Source organism: Vibrio sp. OPT20, assembly GCF_963889365.1.
Taxonomy (GTDB): Bacteria; Pseudomonadota; Gammaproteobacteria; order Enterobacterales; family Vibrionaceae; genus Vibrio; species Vibrio splendidus.
Map to the genome: position 1 here is coordinate 1086262 of NZ_CAWPOA010000031.1, position 18818 is coordinate 1105079.

The window sequence follows — 18818 nt, forward strand, 5'->3', positions numbered from 1 at the left end:
AACATGGAGAAGCTTAATTTAATCTGTGTCGATGACCAGAGAGAAGTACTGAGCGCAGTGGTACAAGATTTAGAGCCGCTGGCGAGTTGGCTGAATATTGAAGATTGTGAATCAGCGCAAGAAGTGCTTGATCTCATTGATGAACTTGACGCAGAAGGCGAACACATTACCGTCATCGTGTCCGATCATGTGATGCCAGGGAAAACGGGCGTGGAGTTACTCACTGAAGTATTCCATGACAGCCGCTTTCCGAATACAAAGAAAATTCTTCTTACGGGGCAGGCCACTCACACCGATACCATCAATGCGATTAATGCAGCAGGTATCGACCGTTACTTTGAAAAGCCTTGGCAAGCAAGCACATTAGTTGATTGCATTCGTACTCTTGTCACTGAGTACATATTTGATCAAGGGCTTGATTACACGGACTATCAGAATGAGCTTGACCAGCAGGTTGTGTTGAGACGCTTGCGTTAGTCTCTTATGTTAGCGACTTACGCTAGTCATCTATGTCAGTCGCTTGAAATTGTATGCACCGAAGGACGCTTTCTGAAGGATTTTGTCTTTGAAAGATGTAATCTTCGGTGCATATATTACCTATCTCTTTTAGTCGTTCAGGTTTTAGTACTCAGTGATTAACACACTGGTTGCTGGCTTAAGTCTAAAACTCATGCGCTACGCCAACGCCAACAGATGCATTGTGTTTTCTTCACGAACGATTCCCAGAACATGCAGCAGAGCTAAAATGCGTCGCAGAGTATCAGTGTCGGTTGTTAGAAAAGTGAGAGTACTCGCTTTCTATCAGATGCAGCGGCAGATTAATTTGGTCACAATATTGAACAGTCGTTAGCTTACAATCATTTTGGTTGGTAGTATTAATCACAATTCAACAGAGCGCTCGGCCGTAATGTGATTTAAACAAAACAGATAGGATATTTTATGGACAATGAGCAATTAGAGTATGCAGGTTTTTGGGTGCGATTAGGAGCTGCGTTGATTGATACCTTCCTGTTCTTACTGGTGACTATGCCTTTATTATATTGGGTATATGGTGATTACTATTTTGATTCAGATGAGTTCATCTTAGGCGGCTGGGATGTATTATTAAATTGGGTGTTACCTTTTATCGCAACTGTTATATTTTGGGTTTATCGATCTGGTACTCCAGGCAAAATTGCTTTGAAGCTTCAAGTTGTGAATGCGGAGACTGGACAGGCGCTTTCTACGGGCAAATCAATTTTAAGGTACCTTGCGTATTACCTAAGTATTCTTCCACTGTGTTTTGGCTTTGTTTGGATTGCGTTTAGCGGAAAGAAACAAGGTTGGCATGATTTAATTGCCAATACAGTCGTTGTTAGACCTACAAATAAAGGTATTGAACCCGTACAGTTTGGAAAGCGAGCTTGAGAATAATTCCAACTGACAGATAACGCGTGAATCGTTATCTGTCTATTCATCTGCGATTCGCTTACGTCGTAATCCTGATGGCTTTGCGCGACTGCGGTGACTTATTTATTCGTTGGGAAAGTGAGGATAGAACAATGATTTCATGGATAATAATGGTGTTTGCAACTATTGGAGCAATGGTCGTTAGTGTAATCAGTGGCTTCTTCCTTTTTGATGAGTTTATTGGTTTATGGCCTGAGCCTGTTGTTGGCTTTATTACAGCATTCCTCGTTGTTGCTACTGCCTATATCACTGCACCTAAATATCCAGTGATAATATCTGGGGTTGTATTGCTTCTCGGTTCTTTTGTATCTTGGAAATACCTTTCCATTGCTTCATACCCTGAATGGCATGAGTTAGCCTATCAACAGACTTATATACCATTATTTACAACACTTTTAGGTGGTGTAATAGGGGCATTGGTTATTATTTGTTACGGTCAATTGATTTTGGATAATTGCCTAACAAAACGATGAAATACAAATTTGTAACCAAGTAAATTGTTGCCTAAAAAGCACTCCAGCCGACAGTCAGTGGATGTATTTTCTGTCGTCAAATATCCATAAAAATTATGCTGATGGTTTTATGATTGCGGTACCTTAGATTTGGGTTAATTCTCAACTTCTAGCTAATTATGTATTGCTCTATAATGGTCTCGTATTAAATGAGAAGAAGATAATGATGAACAATAATAGAGAAATCATTACATACCTACGCGAGAGTATTCCGGCGTTTGAATGCGTTAAGGGCTGCCATGATTGTTGTGGGCCAGTAACGACTTCCTCGGAAGAAATGTCGCGTCTACCAGTGAAATCTGACGCTGAACATGAAGCTGCCTTAGACGAATATAACTGTGTGTATTTAGGCCCCAATGGCTGTGAGGTATATGAAGAGCGACCATTAATTTGTCGGTTGTTTGGTACAACACCTCGTATGCCATGCCCAAATGGGTGTCGTCCGGTAGAGATGGTCAATTCAAAAATTGAACGTCAGGTGCATTACTTCATCAGAAATACTCGTCAGGTTTTAGTGTAGTTGGCTCAATAGCCAACAGAGCAAGCCACAATCACATAAGCATTAAAGATAGCCCCACCTATAGCATTTTTAGTTTCGCACTTACGGTGGCTTTGTTTGGAAATAGTGCTGTTAACGGCGATTTAATAAAGCGCTAATCGATAGATATTAAATACGAAGGTCGATCATGAAAGGTAAAATCATCGAATGGAATGATGACAAAGGTTACGGTTTCATTTCCTCTCTAGGAGGTGAGCTTAAAGTATTTATTCATGCATCGTCGGTTAAGAATTCAAGACGCCGCCCCGCGTTACATGACAACGTGATGTTTGAAGTAAAGGAAGATAGTAAAGGCCGATTTAATGCCCAAAATGTTGTGATTGAAGGGGCAAATGGCTTTCCATTTACAGTATTGTTTGGTTTTAGCTTTTTGGTAGCGGCAAGCACGTCGATAGTTGTTTTTGATGGGTTATTGATACTCATCCCCGCATATTTAGTTTTGAGTCTATTTACTTACCTGATGTTTTCTTGGGATAAGCAAGCAGCCCAAAAGGGGAACTGGAGGACGTCAGAGAAAACCTTTCACTTGCTTTCATTATTCGGAGGGTGGCCTGGTGCGTTATTGGCGCAATTCCAGCTACGGCATAAGTCGAGTAAGCAGCCCTTCAAATTTGTTCTATGGGTTACCATCATACTAAATATTTGTGGTTTTATATGGTTACTTACAGGCGCTGAAGTCAGTTTTATAAGCAGCATTCTGAGTAGAATTTAACTCGCGTTTAACTGTTTCCAAGCGAGCTAGTAGGGTTGGATATATCTAGGTAAGTGAGCAATAAGGTCATTTACGAGTGTTCAGTGAGAATCCCGCGATTAAGCTTTATCAATCAAAAGGTTTTACCAAGTTGTCTGAAGTAAAAGGGCTCGTTGAAATGGAGCTGCTTTTAGGACCGTCATTGAGAGGGTGTCATGGATAACCGTATCCAATTAAATTTTATTAAATACTTATTTTCAGAGTTGCTGTTTATTGTTATTGCATTAGGTCTTGTCTATTGGATATCAGACGGTGATCGTTCATCGCTGCTAACCATAGGGCTAATAATTTGTGTTCCCCCATTAATAAGAATTCTAATGTTGTGGTGGAAGCTTCGCGATAGCTCATTTGAAATCACGAACGGTCACGTACGTTTAAATGGAGTTGCTTGTGATGTCACTTTACAGCGCAGCTTTCTTCCGTTTGAAATTGGCTCATTCATCAAACTTTCATACACGAAAGGTGCAATGCAGAAACACAATATTTACCTTTCTAAAGGCGCAATGAACAAAGAAGAATGGGCCCGTATGTTAGCGTGTCGAACATAGTTTCACGGCTTTAGTTTGTGTTGTGCGCCAGTTTGTATTTCGGATTCGGTTCGTATGATAGTATCGCCTTTTTTGCATTGAGCTAACCTATGATTAACGATCATTTCAAAGGCAAATATGAGGTTGAGCTGAAGTATCGACTAAGCTCTAAGTCTGAGTTCTTGAAAACTTTGAACCTAATTGCTCATGAAGTAATGCTGCAAGACAATCAGGAATGTGATTGGTATTTCGATAGCACTGATAGAAGCTTACAGGCTCAGAACAAAAGCTTGTGTATTCGTACTATGGAGCCGTCGGGCATCAAGCTATGGATCGTAAAAGGCCCTGAGTCTGATCGATGCGAAGCGACAAACATCACCAATGCGTCGAATGCGAAGAGTATGCTAGAGAACTTGGGATACGAAGTAATTCTTAAAGCGCAGAAAACTCGCAGTATCTATTTTGTTGGAGAGTTCCATATCACGGTCGATTCTCTTGCGGGTATTGGAGACTTTGCCGAATTTGCAATCATGACGGACGATGAGTCTAAGTTGTCTGTGTATAAAAGTGAGCTTGAGTTGTTAGCCAGTAAGTTCGGGCTGACTCAATCGGCACTGCAAACTCAGTCTTATAAACAGATGTTCGAGGAAATGAACGCATAGCACAGAGCTTAAGCGTCAGGGAGAGTTATGGACACCATTATCAAACAAGCAATCGAATTGCGAAAAGAAGAGAAGTATCAAGCGTCGCGTGACTTACTGGCAACGTTACTCACTGATGAAAACTATGTGGCGAAAGCTCACTTGCAGATTGCGTGGTCTTACGACAACCAAGGCAAAGAGCAACAGGCGATTGCTCACTATGTGCTGTCTCTGTCTGGCGTGCTTTCTTCAGTAGAGCGTTTTGATGCGCTGTTCGGTTTGGCGAGTACTTATCGAAGCCTTGGCCTTTATGCAGAGGCTTTAGGCTATTTCGAACAGACTATGGCTGAGTATCCTGACTCGATAGAAGTGAAACCTTTCTACGCAATGTGTTTGTACAATTTAGGTCGCCATAAAGAGGCGACATCGCTGTTACTTGAGCTTTTAGTTTCCACGACGAATAGCGAAGCGATCAAAGAGTACCAACGAGCGATCTCTTTATATGCTCAAGACTTAGATAAAACCTGGTAACAGCCGCGTATAAAGCTCATCTGTTTGCTTAAACACGATGAGCTTAGCCTTGTGTTGCCTTCTTAGGACGAAACTTTCTGCCGTCCATGATATTCAAAGACATCAGTGTTAGGTTGGTCGCGCCTGCTATCAGTTCTAAAACCTGAACGCCATAAAACACTGAGTCGAACTCTCCTAAACTTGCCCACTGATTTAAAAAGTAAGCGGCCGGAATCAAAATAACGATCCCGTTGAACGCGATAATTGGCATGCGTTTACTCTTACGCTCAACTATTTTCCCTTTACGTTGTTTTGCCATAGCTGCACCGGTCGCACCAGTGATCGCAATGGCTGGGACAAGAATAAACAAGCCCGGAAAAACGATCATCGACTTGACTAGCTTCACTGATTCCAAAGTACCAAACAGTTCTACAAGCAATGTGCTGGTAAAGAATGTCGCGACACACAGTGTTGCTGTTAATGCCGCTGTTTTGTGGATTATTGGTTTCATATCATTTGCGCCTTTAATTTGGTAATATGTTGTCAATTTGGTTTAAGTCTAATTTAATGACAGCATGTTGTCAAAGTGAGAGTTATGGATACGAATGGAGAAGTTTTCACAAAGATCGCACTAGAGATCTTTAAGGTCAGTGGTCTATTGAATGCTGAGGGTGACAAATTAACCGAAGAGTTAGGGTTAAGCAGTGCCAGATGGAAGGTGATGGGTGCGATCGAGAAGTCCGATGATCTGGTCACCGTTTCTCAAATTGCTCGTATTATGGGGCAAAGCAGACAAGCGACTCAGCGTGTTACCGACATCATGGTGAAAGATGGCCTGCTAACTTGGCTTGATAACCCGAATCACAAAAAAGCAAAGTTGGTTAACATGACTGAAAAGGGCAAGGAAGCGTATTCGCTGTTAGATAAAAAACAGGAAGTATGGGCTGAAAGTGGCGCTGAAAGCATTGAAAGAGACGAGCTTGATAAAGCGCTAATCACTCTGAAGAAGATGGCTACCTTCTTAGATAAATAGATAAATAGATAAATAGATAAATAGATAAAATAGAGAGTGGAAGTTGAGAAGAGTACGGAAGCCTAAGCATCGATGTGATACTTAGGCTTCAGGGTATAGCTTCTGTTCTTTAGGAAAGCGTTACGCTGAAAGCTCTTTACGAACGATCTCTGCGCCAGCACTTAGCGCATTAAGCTTCGCTGAGGCAATTTCGCGAGGCAGGGGAGCCATGCCACAGTTGGTGCAAGGGTAGAGCTTATCGGCATCAACATACTTAAGTGTTTCTCGTAGAGTGTTAGCCACTTCTTCTGGTGTTTCAATCGAGTCGGTAGCCACATCAATCGCACCGACCATCACTTTCTTGCCTCGCACGAGTTCAAGTAGCTCAAGAGGTACATGAGAGTTGTGACACTCTAAAGAGATGATATCGATATTCGATTGCTGCAGCTTAGGAAATACTTCTTCGTATTGGCGCCACTCGGTGCCTAACGTTTTTTTCCAATCCGTATTCGCTTTAATGCCGTATCCATAACAAATATGCACTGCTGTTTCGCACTTAAGCCCTTCGATGGCTCTTTCTAAGCACGCGATGCCCCAATCATTCACTTCATCAAAAAACACGTTAAACGCAGGTTCATCGAACTGAATAATATCAACGCCTGCAGCTTCTAATTCTTTCGCTTCTTCGTTTAGGATTTTCGCAAACTCCCACGCCAACTTTTCACGGCTTTGGTAATGCGCATCGTAAAGTGTATCAATCATGGTCATAGGCCCCGGCAGAGCCCATTTAATAGGTTGGTCGGTTTGCTGACGTAAGAATTTCGCATCTTCAACAAACACGGATTTCTGACGAGAAACAGGGCCAACGACTGTAGGGACACTTGCATCGTAACGGTCGCGGATTTTAACGGTTTCACGCTTTTCAAAATCAACGCCATTCAAGTGTTCAATGAAGGTCGTTACAAAGTGCTGACGTGTTTGTTCGCCGTCACTCACAATATCAATGCCGGCTTGCTGCTGCTCGTGCAGAGAGACACGCAGTGCATCTTGCTTGCCATCTGTGAGTTCATCGCCTTGCAGTTTCCATGGCGACCAAAGCGTCTCTGGTTGTGCAAGCCAAGACGGCTTCGGCAAGCTGCCCGCTGTTGAAGTCGGTAATAGTGTTTTCATAATAATACTGCCTATCCTTGGGTGGTTTGAGAGCGCAATAGACGATTAAAGTGCGTAATTTGCCGACCAGTTCTCTAGAACTGATTGGTACGGCTTAATGAATTTCTCTTCTGCGAATTTACCTTGTTCAACCGCTAGCTGGCTTCGTTCTTCACGGTCGTACACGATTTGAGTCAGCGAGTGATCCAAGTTTTTCAAATTTGGTTGGTAACAGTTGCCCGCAACTGCGTTCGCGTTGTAAATCTCAGGTCGGTAGATTTTCTGGAACGTACCCATGGTGCTGATGGTGCTGATAAGCTCGAGGTTAGAGTAATCGTTCAGCAGATCACCAAAGAAATAGAAAGCCAAAGGTGCAACACTGTTTGGCGGCATGAAATAACGAACCTGTAAGCCCATCTTCTTAAAATATTGCTCAGTTAAAGAAGACTCATTTGGCTGGTATTCAAAACCTAATACAGGGTGTTGGTTTTCAGTGCGGTAATAGGTTTTATTATCTGACACGCTTAAGCAAATAACAGGTGGCTTATTAAAGTTCTTTTTGTAAGCGTCAGAGTTAACGAAATATTTAAAAAGCTTGCCGTGTAAATCACCAAAATCTTCTGGAATGCTGAATTTATCTTGGCCTTTATTATGATCCAATAGACGTACGCTAAAGTCATAATCTCGAACATAAGAAGAGAAGTTATTTCCGATAATGCCTTCAATACGCTCGTTGGTTTTACGGTCCAGAATATTGGTTTTCAGCACTTCAATTGAAGGGAATGCTTCACCGTTGCTTTCAATGTCCATATCAACAGAAATGATTTCAAGCTCAACAGAGTAACGGTCGCCCTTAGGGTTGTCCCAGTGTGCTAATGCGTTGAAACTGTTATCGATCATTTGCAGTGCATTACGCAAGTTCGCTTGGCGGCTGTCACCGCGAGCCAGGTTAGCAAAGTTGGTTGTGATGCGCGTGCTGTCTGCAGGCTGGTAGTTTTCGTCGAGGCTAATGCTCTTAATCGTAAAATTAAATTCTTTATTCATGCTGATTTGGTATCCCAATTTGTTTTCTGATTCTCTCGGTCTTTAGTATTAAAACGGCTTTTATTTTTTGCTTGTGACCGGATTAAGAATCGAAGGCTATGCTGTCTGACATTAATGCTTAGTAGAATTAATGTCGTATAAAGTTAATCGCTTAAGGTTTTTATACGTTGATAGGTTCACCATTAACAATGGTATTACTTCACATTGAACATGAGGAATATTCATGATCTATTCTGTTTGAATATTTAAGTCGGTGTCAGTTATATTAATTAGCTTGATGGAAATATAACCACATTAATAGTGTGTTATTTAAGACGATTAATTTAATTAAGAGATGGATGAAATGAGTGAATTGCTGTTGTTGATTTTATACTGTGCATTATTAGGCAGTGGTGTTGGTTTTCTTGCCGGGCTTTTGGGGATTGGCGGAGGGCTGATCATTGTTCCGGTGCTAAGCAGCATTTTACTTCACTTAGAGATTCTACCTGCGGATCAAGTGGTTGTTGCGGCCATCGCTACTTCGTTGGCATCGATACTGTTCACCTCAACTTCTTCTGCACTTGCTCACCACAAGAATGGCAACGTGCCTTGGGATCTGGCGCCTTGGATCATGCTCGGTGTTGCTCTGGGTGCGCTGGTTAGTGGCTTTATGGCGGCTATGTTGCCGGAAAAAGTCGTTCGTATTGTGTTCGCCGTGAGTGTGGTTCTTATTGCGATCAAGATGTTCTTAAGCAGTAAAAATGATGCACCTAAGGAACGAAAACTGCCAAACAAGGGCGTGCTAACTGTGCTTACAACCATTACGGGTGGCTTGTCTGCCATGATAGGCATTGGTGGTGGTGCATTGCTGGTTCCGCTATTAACGTTCTTCTCTGTCGATATGAAAAAGGCTATTGGCTGCGCCTCAGCTTGTGGCATTGTGATCGCGCTATTTGGTTCGATAGGTTACATCAGTTCAGGCAGCAGTCACTTTGCTCTATCAGACGGTTTTGCTGGTTTTGTTTATCTACCTGCGTTGCTGGGTATCGTGTGCACTTCTTGGTTTACGGCTCCGTTAGGCGCAAAAGCGACCAACCATTTACCGGTTCCGACGATTAAGAAAATCTTCTCAGTACTATTGGTTGTTATCGCAGTAAGCATGGTAGCGCGTTAATTAAAGATCGTTCAGTGTGGATATATAGAACAAAAACGAATAAATTGATCAACCACCAATAATTAGAAAAGGGCAGTTTCATAACTGCTCTTTTTTTGTTTATCGGTCTATGCTTATACAGCTATGTGCATGAGTATATTGATAAAACCGTTTAGTTATGAACAATTCACTGCTACAGCTAAATGTATCTTGTTTGATTCAATAGAATGCTATCAATGAGTGGTTTATGGATCCTTTAACGCAGGGCGTGTTAGGCGCTTCTTTGTCACAATCGGCCAGCAAAAAACAACATTTGGTTGTTGCTGGGGTATTAGGTCTACTCTCTGGGTTGGCTCCAGATTTAGATGCACTGATTAAGTCTCAGAGTGACCCTTTGTTGGCTTTGGAGTTTCATCGACAATTTACCCATTCACTCTTTTTTATCCCCATTGGCAGTTTGATCTGTGCTTTGGCTCTGCATCATCTCATTGCAAAAAGGCGCGGGCTTTCTTTCAAACAAAGTTGGCTCTTTTGCGCTCTGGGTTATGGCACTCATGCGCTTTTAGACGCTTGTACCACTTATGGCACGCAGTTACTTTGGCCTTTCACCAACGCGCGTTTTGCTTGGAACGCCATATCAATCATCGACCCTGTTTATACGCTTCCCATCTTAATTTCACTTGTGTTTGCAACGTTGAAACGAGCGCATTGGCTAGCGCGTGTCGCATTTGCTTGGGCTCTAATCTATCCAACATTAGGGATGATTCAGCGGGACAGGGCAGAGGCGGTTGGGTGGCAATTAGCGCAAGAAAGACAACACACGCCGCTTCGATTAGAGGCAAAACCGAGCTTCGCTAATATCTTGGTTTGGAAAGTGGTGTACGAAACAGAGGCTCATTATCATGTAGACGCAGTGCGGGTTGGTTCATCGGTAAGCACGTATCCCGGAGAGTCGATCGTTAAGCTGAACGTTGGCAGGGATTTACCTTGGCTTGACCCTGACTCTCAACAAGCCAAAGACATTGAGCGCTTCCGCTGGTTTTCAAATGGTTATATTGCTCAGGACCCAACAGACGAGCTGCGTATTATCGATGTCCGATATTCAATTGTACCGAATCAAATGAAAGCACTTTGGAGCATCAAGCTATCAAAAGCAGTTGATGCAAACGCGCATGTAAAATACGAAACTCATAGAGACAACACACCTGAGTCGAGACAGATCTTCTTCGATATGCTTACTGGCGATAAATGAGCTAGTTTTAAACAGTAAAAAGGCTGAGTCAGATAATCTGCTCAGCCTTTTTTATTCGTCTATTACCTAGTTTTCTTTGTTCGAAAACTCTTTAATAAAACATTAAAGGTAACGGCTTCTTAGGTGGTCTTTGAAGTATTGCGCATTCAAGGTTTCACCGATTGCGCCTTTCACCAAGTCATCGGTGGTCAGCAGGCTGCCTTTGCTCCAAATATTCGATTCTAACCAAGCGAAGATAGGTGATAGGTCGCCACTTTCAATCACAGCGTTCACATCGACGGTTTTCTTCATTGAAGCCATGAACTGCGCCGCGTACATCGCACCTAATGTATAAGATGGGAAGTAACCGAATGCGCCGTCTGTCCAGTGGATATCTTGCATACAGCCGTTAGTGAAATTGCCTTGAGTGCTTAATCCAAGGTATGACTGCATCTTAGTATTCCATAGTTCTGGCACATCGGTGTGTTTGATCTTACCGTTGATCAAGTCACGTTCAATTTCGTAGCGCAAGATAACGTGTGCAGGGTAGGTAAGCTCATCAGCGTCAACACGGATGAAGTCTTTCTTCACGCGAGTGTAGATCTTCTGGAAGTTCTCTTTCTCAAATTCTGAGCCTGAGAATTGCTGCCCCGCCAAGTTTGCTAAGTGTCCGATGAATGGGTCGCTGCGGCCAACTTGCATCTCGAAGAACAAAGATTGAGATTCGTGGATGCCCATAGAGCGCGCTTCGCCCGCCGGTTGTCCTGCTAGGTGCTTTGGTAAGCCTTGTTCGTAACGTGCGTGTCCTGTTTCATGCACAATACCCATTAAGCTTTGAACGAACTCCGCTTCGTCGTATCGGGTTGTGATGCGCACGTCTGAAGGTACGCCGCCACAGAATGGGTGAACACTTTCATCCAATCGGCCGTGTTCGAAGTCGAACTGAAGTAGCTTCATGACTTCTAAGCCCAGTGCTTTCTGTTTCTCGGTCGAATAGATCCCAGATGGCGCATTAAATTGCTCGCTCGACTGTTTTTCGATGACTTCGTCAATCAGGTTTGGTAGCCAGGTTTTAACGTCTGCAAACAAGATATCAAGCGAAGCAGAGCTGGTGCCCGGTTCATAGATATCCAGCATCGCATCATAAGGCGTTAGGTTCGCTGCATCGGCGCGGATCTGCGCTTCTTCACGAGACAGCTCAACCACTTCACGCCAGTTCTTTTCGAATCCAACCCAGTCGTTGTTACCACGTTGGCTGCGCCATGCATGTTCACACTTTGAACCCGCAAGAGATTTCGCTTCAACCAGTTTTTCTGGAAGTAGGTTCGCTTGTTGCCATTGGCGTTTAATTTCACGCAGAGACGATTGTTGCTCGCCATTTAGCGCTTCGTTTTCAGCGTCTGCAATCCAATCGCCAAGCTGTGGTTGCGTCATCAACCCGTGAATATGAACCGAAAGTTCGGCCATCGCTTCACTACGAGCTTGGTTACCACCGGCAGGCATCATGGAAGCTTGGTCCCAACCACAAATAGAGGCGAGGTGTTGAAAGCGTGAACATTTTTGAGAGTGCTCGACTAGTTTTTTGAATGCGCTCATTTGACTACTCTTAATTTGGTTTCTTTAAATGATCCTTAGGACAGCGTTAGCTTAAAGGTTCATCTCTCATGTACTTTGATTATGGCTCTGCTTTTTAATGACGCTGACCTTCGGAGTTGAAGATATAGCGATAAAAGCATGAGGTAGTACGATGCCTAGAATTTACTATTTCTTAACAAATCAAACTGTTCCATTGTGCACAAAATCAGTGACTTGTATAGCAGATGGCAATTGTTGCTTGCGAATTGTTCAGATAAGCGGTATTGATGATAGATAGCTGAACAACAATGACAATAATATGGATATTTTGAACTTTGAGGCATTTCTAATTGCCATCACTATTTTAACGCTAACGCCGGGCTTAGATACGGCTTTGGTGATTCGCAACACGAGCCGCTCGGGCTTATCTGACGGTATAATGACCAGCTTTGGTATTTGTAGCGGCCTCTATGTACACGCCTTTTTCTCTGCTGTAGGTATTTCTGCAATTCTTGCCCAGTCTGCTGAACTCTTTCAAGCCGTTAAGATGGTGGGTGCGGTTTACCTCATCTGGCTTGGCTTGAGCAGTTTGCGAGCGTTGATGAAAAACGGTGGCGGTTTGAAGGTTGGTGAACAAGTTCAGCAAGCATACAGTGCAAAGCGTTCTTTGCGTGAAGGCTTCTTGTCTAACGTTCTTAACCCCAAAACAGCGGTTTTCTATTTGGCCTTTTTACCTCAATTTGTAAACCCTGAAGGTTCGCCTTTATTGCAATCTATGTTGATGGCTTCGGTCCACTTTATGATTGCGATGGTGTGGCAATGCGGCTTGGCTGGGGCACTTAACTCCGCTAAAAACTTGCTCAAGAACGCGAGTTTTATGAAATGGATGGAAGGTGTGACGGGCATGGTGCTGGTGGGGCTGGGTGTTAAGCTTCTGATGGAAGAGCCAGTATAACCTGAATCGTTTTGGGTATAGGTTATTGAGAGTCGTCCTAAAGGCTCTACACAATTGAATTAAAAAGAAGAAAGCCCACGTCAGGTTTGTATATAAACACTGCCGTGGGCTTTTTTGTTACTGGTAAATCGAGTGTTAGATGTGAGCCACTGCGTTATTCAACAACGCTAATGTTCATCTCAGCGCCTTCGAAACCTAAGTCACTCAACTCATCTGCATTGAAGTTGGTGGTAACTTCGATATCGCCAATGCGCTCAGTGGTTTCGTTGACTGAATCAACACTTCTTTTGCTGCGTAAACTGTTAGTAATTGGTGTCGCTTGGCCAATCTCAATGGTGCCTGCAAATTGAGATTCAGCGTTGAAATCACCGGATACGTAGGAGTGGAATGGGCGTAAGCTTCCTCCAGTCGCGTACTGCATGCTTGATAAACCGGCTTCTTTGATCGCCCAGCCCCAGTCCCACCATTTCGTTTCGCCTGGAATGTATCTGTGATCCCATTGGTAGCGAATATCGGCTGATTCATTGCTGCTGCGGCCCATAGTGAAGGTGTGAGCTTTGTAAGGGCGGTTGTCTGGATGGCTGTGCCATGCGTTACCGCCCCAACGTAGGAAGCCGTTAAACTCAACATCGTAACTGATGTCGGCGTTGAATCGGTACGGATAAGAAATGGTTGAACGATATAGCTCAACTCGAATTGGAAGCTCTGAATTTGCTGGAACCATAGGACGAGCTTGAAGTGTGACTTGCTCGCTCGTGGAGTTACCATTGGTTTCAGCGAAGCTCTGATTCGCTTCTAATTTAATCGTTAGCTTAGTCTCGCCAACCAAAGGCCATTTGAATGTATTCTCTGTTTGAACACTTTCGGAGAACCCATAGCTATTCGTTTTCGACCAATTTGTAGACTCATCGACTTTTAGGTCGACAACGACTTGCTGCGCGATGTCGCTTCTGTTTCTTGCCGTTGCGTAAACCGTTTTAACCAGTTCACGATCGGATTCGATTACATCGCCGTGCCAAAAGTTATTGTCGTTAACCGTGTAGGTGAAGTTGTCGACCGTGATCTTAGTCTTTTCGTTACAGCGGTAACCATCACAAGAACCACTGTTGTTGCCTTGTATTACCCAAGAGTCACCTGAGCGTTTAATCGTCATGTCCTCACCAACATACTGACTGTTGTTACCGCCAACCCATGCATAACCTAGATTGTGAGCTAAATAGCTAAGAGGGCGTACAAAATCATTGCGGTTGTTCACTAAGTCATATTCAACGTCTATCTCGCTGCCTTCTGTGACGGCTTTAGCAGAGTAATTTGGTATTTCAGATTGATCATTGTTCGGATAACAGAACGTCGACCCGCTGTTTGATTGTTTAATTTCGCCATGATAACCAGGCCCCATGATTACCCAGTTTCCTTTTAACCCAGTAATCTGCCAAGTGCCCATACGAGCGACCAAAGCACTCTTCTGCTCTTCGGCTTCATAACGGTCTAAAGGGCGATAACCAGAGCGACATACATCTTCACCAAGTTGGTCAAACACTATTTGGTCTGGGTAAACCTTTGCGTTTACACCGGTAGATAGAACAGACAACACTGCGGTTGCTAAGAGACTTCTGTTTATATTAATCATTAACAATTCCCTCGTTTGTAATTTTTCTATTTTGATAATGTTTTGTGTGCCGTGTAGTTAACAAGACAAGTTCACTTTTTCATGTTGATAAATAGATAGATACTGAAAAGGCTTGAATTAATTTACCCTTTAAATTCATCGGGTTGTATTATTGAATGTGTTTATAGGGTGAAAGTGTATGCAACTTAAAGGAAATTATTTGATGGGGCTCAAACCGTTTTTAGAAAAATAGAGTGTTATTATTTGGGCATAAACGTCAAAACGCTTTGATGTTATTTCGTTACGCTTGATGTGAATGGTTAAGTAGAAAGCTAGATATAACCATTCACAATGTTCGTAACTTTAAGGCGGTTATTTAACCATAAGGAGTCTAAATCTAGATTGGATATCTTGATGTGCGACCTTTTTAACATTGAAACACTTTAAGTCAGGATTAAGTCGTCATTGTATTACTGATAGATGAATAAAAATAACCATCCGTTTTCTATGTGTAATATCGACAAGGATCGTCATTTGATAATAAAGTAGCGGTTGCTGGTGGCCAAACTGTTCCTAATTATCGCTTAGCCAGAAGTTGTGTTCGGCCTGTATTACACGTTTTTATTATGGCAAATAAATCATTTGAACTTAAGATATCAATCTTTACCGTTAATGGGTCATTGTTGATTAAAAGATAAGGCGACAATAGGCTGTCATTCATTGTTTTATTTATTTTTTGTACAGAGACTAAGTCGATGGTGCCAGATATAGAAAAGAAAAATGATTGAGAAGGGTTAGCTTTTCCTTTGAATCTCAGGACAATCGGGTTGGGCATGTTGTCGTCTTGGACTGACATAAGATGCAGGACTTCGTTGTTACTTATTTTTGTTAATCCATCGGTACGTAATACATTGTCATCCACTATGAAGTCGACCACGCTATGTTGATAGCGATGCTCTTCTTTTGGTTGGGGCGAAGGGATATTCCATATACCAACTAATAAAGCGAATGCAGAAATGAGTGCAACGAATGGCATCATAGTTGGCCTCTCTCTAAGAATAGCGCCAGCTCGGTGCTGGCTTGATCCAATTGTGTTGACGTGTAAAAGATATTGACAGACTGGCGTGTTGCTTTGTTGAGTACGGAGAGTTCTGAATAGCCGGGCTCTTCGCTAACGTACGCCACACAATCACATTGATACTGATAGAGGATGCTTTCTAGCTCAGGCGTCATCGCCATTTCAGGATCTTGGAAAACTTGTACTTGACCAATCCACTGCTCGTTGAGTCGATTAATAGGGTTGATATCACTGAGGTTTCTCTCATTAACTTTAGCGAAAGCCAACAACGCAGATGCCAGCAGCAAACAGCCAGTAGTGAAATAACACAGTCTATTTCGGTATGAGCCGACTTGATGATAAGCAGGTGTCGCCTGTTTAGATTCAGATTCATGGCTACTTGCAAGAGAGAGCGCAATACTGCTTTGACCTTGTGAACTGTCATGACCTTGTGAACAGCGATTGCCTAGTGTACTGCTATGACCTAGTGAACTGGTCTGACTTAGTGATATGTGGTCGCTCACTGGAGTGAGAGGAATAGTGGCTCCGCTTTGTGGTTGAGATTCGATCAAGACACAACCATCGATAAGGCGGTAACCAACCTTTGGCACAGTCACGATTGGCGTCTCTTTGATACCGAGCTTAACGAATCCTTGGCGAAGCAAGCTGATACATTTCGCTAGTGACGTATCACCAATGAATTCGCTTCCCCATGCGAAACTAATAATATCTTGTTTGCGCACAATTTCGGGAGATTTTTTAAGTAATAACTCTAAAACGCGAGTCTCACGATATCCTATTTTAATAGAACGTTCGTCGTTATAAATACGGTTTTTAATTGGGTCAAATCTGATCATATAGCCAACATTTTATTTTTATTATAATTCTCTCAAGAGTGTAGATGACTATAAACTGACTCATATGTGAATTAAAGTCACATATTTTATTATGGTGTCTTTTTGTGTGGTTGGAACAAATGTTTCTTATTCGTTTATGATAAAAATGACGCTATTTAGACACAATCTGTTAAATATAAGTAACATCTAATTAAGCGTTGGTTTTATTAGTGGCCTTTTTATTAGTCTTTGCATTATTTTAATTAGAACAGTCGCCGAATAAATATCTTATTATATTTGTGGGTATATAGGACAAGTAATAATGTAGTCACTTTAAGTGTTGAATCAATAAAAAAGCCCGCATTTATTGCGGGCTTTGTATTCAATCAATTCAAGTTATGCTTTAACGGCTTCACAATCATTTGAAGAAGTTAAAGGTTTGAAGAATAGCTTTGTTTCTTCGATGACAACGTGGCGTAACAAGATAAGACCGATTAGGTTAGGAATAGCCATTAGGCCGTTCACGATATCTGCCATCAGCCAGATCATGTCGAGCTTTAGGAATGCACCAGAGGCAACCAACGCAATGAAGATGATTTTGTAAGGCAGTACGGCTTTGGTACCTAGTAAGAAAACAACACAGCGCTCACCATAGTAGTTCCAGCCTAAAATCGTTGTAAACGCAAAGAAGATTAAGCCAATCGAAACTAACATTGGACCTAGAGTATCGGCGTTTAAACCCACAGCGAATGCATGAGTGGTCATCGCAGCACCAGAGAGGTCGGTTTGCCAAGCACCCGTTAAGATAAGCGCCAAGCCTGTCATCGTACAGATGATGATGGTGTCAAAGAAGGTACCTGTCATCGAGATAAGGCCTTGCTTCACACACGAGTCCGTTTTAGCCGCTGCTGCTGCCATAGGCGCGCTACCTAGGCCTGATTCGTTCGAGAATACACCACGAGCGATACCTGACTGGATAGCAAGCATGATGCTTGCACCAAAGAAACCACCAGTTGCAGCGGTGTTGGTAAACGCAGAGGTAACCACAAGGGTAATGGCATTCAGTAGTTGGTCGGCATTGGAAACCAGCACGCTCAAACACGCGACGATGTACATAATTGCCATGGTTGGAACCACTTTTCCTGCCACCTTCGCGATAGATTGAATACCACCAAGGGTTACAACTGCCACCAATATCGTAAGAACGACAGCAGACATCTCACGAGAAGCACCAAACGAAATTTGAGTTGCGTCTAAGATAGCGTTGACTTGTGGGAAGGTACCAATACCGAAGCAGGCAACACCTAACGCGAAGACAGCGAACATTACCGCTAAGATTCGTGAGCCGACACCGTATTGCAGGTAGTACATTGGGCCGCCAACCATTTCGCCATTGCTATCGGTTCTGCGGTATTTAACGGCAAGTAGACATTCTGCGTATTTGGTCGCCATACCAAATACAGCGGCAAGCCACATCCAGAATAGGGCACCAGGGCCACCAATCTTGATTGCGGTCGCTACACCAACGATGTTACCTGTACCAATGGTTGCTGAAAGTGCAGTACACAAAGCAGCGAAACTCGATACGTCACCCGTACCTGACTTGTCTTTGGTGAACACCATTTTTAGTGCGGTTGGGAGATATCTAAACTGGAGTAAGCCTAAGCGAAAAGTAAAGTAGATACCTGTACCCACTAGCAGAATAAGCAGTGGTGGTCCCCAAACGAATTGGTTGATGGTTTGTAGTGTAGCTTGTAGGTGGTTCATAGATTCCCCTTAATAAATATAAAATTTAAGGAGAAGAGGGAAGGCAGTGCAGATCACAGGGATCTATAGCACTACTTAATACAGACGGATTTCTAGATAGAATTCTTTTGTTAATTAAGGCTGTTGCTTTCCACTCCTCTGTCCTTTTGCCTGAGAGTTTCACTTAGCGAATCACTTATAGATAAGTAACGGGCACTAAGCTTGCTCCTTCGGCGACCGCTTGCTACAAAAAAAGTAGTACGGTTCTCTCCAGAGGTTCCTCCAACGACAGTCCTCACTTTTCTGGATTTCTCCAGCACAAAGCGCCTGAAAGATTTACTTCTTCGGCGGGTTTATCTAACTAAATGTTAATATTTAGTTAAAAACCACTCTCCTGCAGTCTTCATCGGAACAATTACCTAAATAATTAGGTAATCTGTAGGCGTATCCTAGATCATATAAAATGTGATGTCAGCTACAAAATATCTGTTTGCTCAAATGTTGTTCAACTAAATGATCAAAC

At 42.8% G+C, this 18818-nt stretch carries 20 protein-coding genes, 1 pseudogene and 1 riboswitch; of the genes and pseudogenes, 13 read left to right on the forward strand and 8 right to left on the reverse strand.

Translation table 11 applies throughout. From position 1 onward, the window contains the following. The first annotated feature begins 3 nt into the window (after positions 1-3). From AACR09_RS05945 to AACR09_RS05985, 9 genes and pseudogenes are all read left to right on the forward strand, one after another. Positions 4-477, forward strand: coding sequence for a response regulator (locus AACR09_RS05945; protein WP_193836218.1), 474 nt, complete (start codon positions 4-6; stop codon positions 475-477). Positions 478-939: 462 nt separating this feature from the next. Next, complete coding sequence (locus tag AACR09_RS05950) at positions 940-1407, forward strand: RDD family protein (RefSeq protein ID WP_017087836.1); 468 nt, start codon at positions 940-942, stop codon at positions 1405-1407. 134 nt (positions 1408-1541) lie between these two features. After that, the gene (locus AACR09_RS05955; protein ID WP_157936322.1) at positions 1542-1922 is read left to right on the forward strand and encodes a hypothetical protein; all 381 of its coding nucleotides are present in this window, start codon (positions 1542-1544) and stop codon (positions 1920-1922) included. A 205-nt stretch (positions 1923-2127) separates the two neighbouring features. Then, positions 2128-2481, forward strand: a complete 354-nt coding sequence (locus AACR09_RS05960; RefSeq protein ID WP_080583154.1) for a YkgJ family cysteine cluster protein — start codon at positions 2128-2130, stop codon at positions 2479-2481. Positions 2482-2647: 166 nt separating this feature from the next. Further along, on the forward strand, positions 2648-3232 hold the full coding sequence (locus tag AACR09_RS05965; protein ID WP_193836168.1) for a DUF1294 domain-containing protein: 585 nt from the start codon (positions 2648-2650) through the stop codon (positions 3230-3232). A gap of 70 nt (positions 3233-3302) precedes the next feature. After that, positions 3303-3434, forward strand: a pseudogene (locus AACR09_RS05970) (GNAT family N-acetyltransferase); the annotation flags it as partial. Continuing rightward, complete coding sequence (locus AACR09_RS05975; protein WP_193836169.1) at positions 3427-3819, forward strand: hypothetical protein; 393 nt, start codon at positions 3427-3429, stop codon at positions 3817-3819. The pseudogene AACR09_RS05970 and the gene AACR09_RS05975, both read left to right, overlap by 8 nt. Before the next feature lie 89 nt (positions 3820-3908). Next, a complete protein-coding gene (cyaB, locus tag AACR09_RS05980) occupies positions 3909-4460 on the forward strand; it encodes a class IV adenylate cyclase (RefSeq protein ID WP_193836170.1) in 552 nt (183 codons plus the stop codon). 27 nt (positions 4461-4487) lie between these two features. Next, complete coding sequence (locus AACR09_RS05985) at positions 4488-4970, forward strand: tetratricopeptide repeat protein (protein ID WP_193836171.1); 483 nt, start codon at positions 4488-4490, stop codon at positions 4968-4970. Positions 4971-5013: 43 nt separating this feature from the next. Here the strand turns inward: AACR09_RS05985 and AACR09_RS05990 are convergent, their stop codons facing one another. Next, on the reverse strand, positions 5014-5460 hold the full coding sequence (locus AACR09_RS05990; protein ID WP_017087842.1) for a hypothetical protein: 447 nt from the start codon (positions 5458-5460) through the stop codon (positions 5014-5016). Positions 5461-5544: 84 nt separating this feature from the next. Here AACR09_RS05990 and AACR09_RS05995 point away from each other — a divergent pair, with 84 nt between their 5' ends. Beyond that, positions 5545-5982: a MarR family winged helix-turn-helix transcriptional regulator gene (locus AACR09_RS05995; RefSeq protein WP_017077136.1), complete on the forward strand. Its 438-nt coding sequence runs from the start codon at positions 5545-5547 to the stop codon at positions 5980-5982. A 120-nt stretch (positions 5983-6102) separates the two neighbouring features. Here the strand turns inward: AACR09_RS05995 and AACR09_RS06000 are convergent, their stop codons facing one another. Further along, complete coding sequence (locus AACR09_RS06000; RefSeq protein WP_017082702.1) at positions 6103-7131, reverse strand: methionine synthase; 1029 nt, start codon at positions 7129-7131, stop codon at positions 6103-6105. 45 nt (positions 7132-7176) lie between these two features. Next, positions 7177-8154 (reverse strand): DUF1852 domain-containing protein, encoded by a 978-nt coding sequence (locus tag AACR09_RS06005; protein ID WP_029222390.1) that lies wholly within the window; start codon positions 8152-8154, stop codon positions 7177-7179. Between the two features lie 343 nt (positions 8155-8497). Between AACR09_RS06005 and AACR09_RS06010 the strand changes: the two genes are divergently transcribed. Together AACR09_RS06010 and AACR09_RS06015 are read left to right on the forward strand one after the other, a co-directional pair. Beyond that, on the forward strand, positions 8498-9307 hold the full coding sequence (locus AACR09_RS06010; RefSeq protein ID WP_193836172.1) for a sulfite exporter TauE/SafE family protein: 810 nt from the start codon (positions 8498-8500) through the stop codon (positions 9305-9307). Between the two features lie 226 nt (positions 9308-9533). Then, positions 9534-10538 (forward strand): metal-dependent hydrolase, encoded by a 1005-nt coding sequence (locus AACR09_RS06015; protein WP_193836173.1) that lies wholly within the window; start codon positions 9534-9536, stop codon positions 10536-10538. 102 nt (positions 10539-10640) lie between these two features. Here AACR09_RS06015 and AACR09_RS06020 read toward each other — a convergent pair whose 3' ends face one another. Then, positions 10641-12113: a carboxypeptidase M32 gene (locus AACR09_RS06020; RefSeq protein WP_193836174.1), complete on the reverse strand. Its 1473-nt coding sequence runs from the start codon at positions 12111-12113 to the stop codon at positions 10641-10643. Between the two features lie 298 nt (positions 12114-12411). On the opposite strand from AACR09_RS06020, the gene AACR09_RS06025 reads away from it, so the two are divergent. Beyond that, entirely contained in the window at positions 12412-13047 is a 636-nt protein-coding gene (locus AACR09_RS06025; RefSeq protein ID WP_102567533.1) for a LysE family translocator, read from the forward strand. 154 nt (positions 13048-13201) lie between these two features. Here AACR09_RS06025 and AACR09_RS06030 read toward each other — a convergent pair whose 3' ends face one another. The 4 genes from AACR09_RS06030 to AACR09_RS06045 all read right to left on the reverse strand — a co-directional run bounded on the left by AACR09_RS06030 (position 13202) and on the right by AACR09_RS06045 (position 18316). After that, positions 13202-14677 carry an aerolysin family beta-barrel pore-forming toxin gene (locus tag AACR09_RS06030; RefSeq protein ID WP_193836175.1) on the reverse strand — a complete coding sequence of 492 codons (1476 nt, stop codon included), beginning with the start codon at positions 14675-14677 and terminating at the stop codon, positions 13202-13204. A gap of 556 nt (positions 14678-15233) precedes the next feature. Beyond that, complete coding sequence (locus AACR09_RS06035) at positions 15234-15695, reverse strand: hypothetical protein (protein ID WP_004733570.1); 462 nt, start codon at positions 15693-15695, stop codon at positions 15234-15236. Beyond that, complete coding sequence (locus AACR09_RS06040) at positions 15692-16570, reverse strand: winged helix-turn-helix domain-containing protein (RefSeq protein WP_193836176.1); 879 nt, start codon at positions 16568-16570, stop codon at positions 15692-15694. The genes AACR09_RS06035 and AACR09_RS06040 overlap by 4 nt, the downstream gene beginning before the upstream one ends. Positions 16571-16945: 375 nt before the next feature. Continuing rightward, positions 16946-18316: an alanine/glycine:cation symporter family protein gene (locus AACR09_RS06045; RefSeq protein WP_102575863.1), complete on the reverse strand. Its 1371-nt coding sequence runs from the start codon at positions 18314-18316 to the stop codon at positions 16946-16948. A 128-nt stretch (positions 18317-18444) separates the two neighbouring features. Beyond that, positions 18445-18579, reverse strand: a riboswitch (glycine riboswitch). Positions 18580-18818 lie beyond the last annotated feature (239 nt).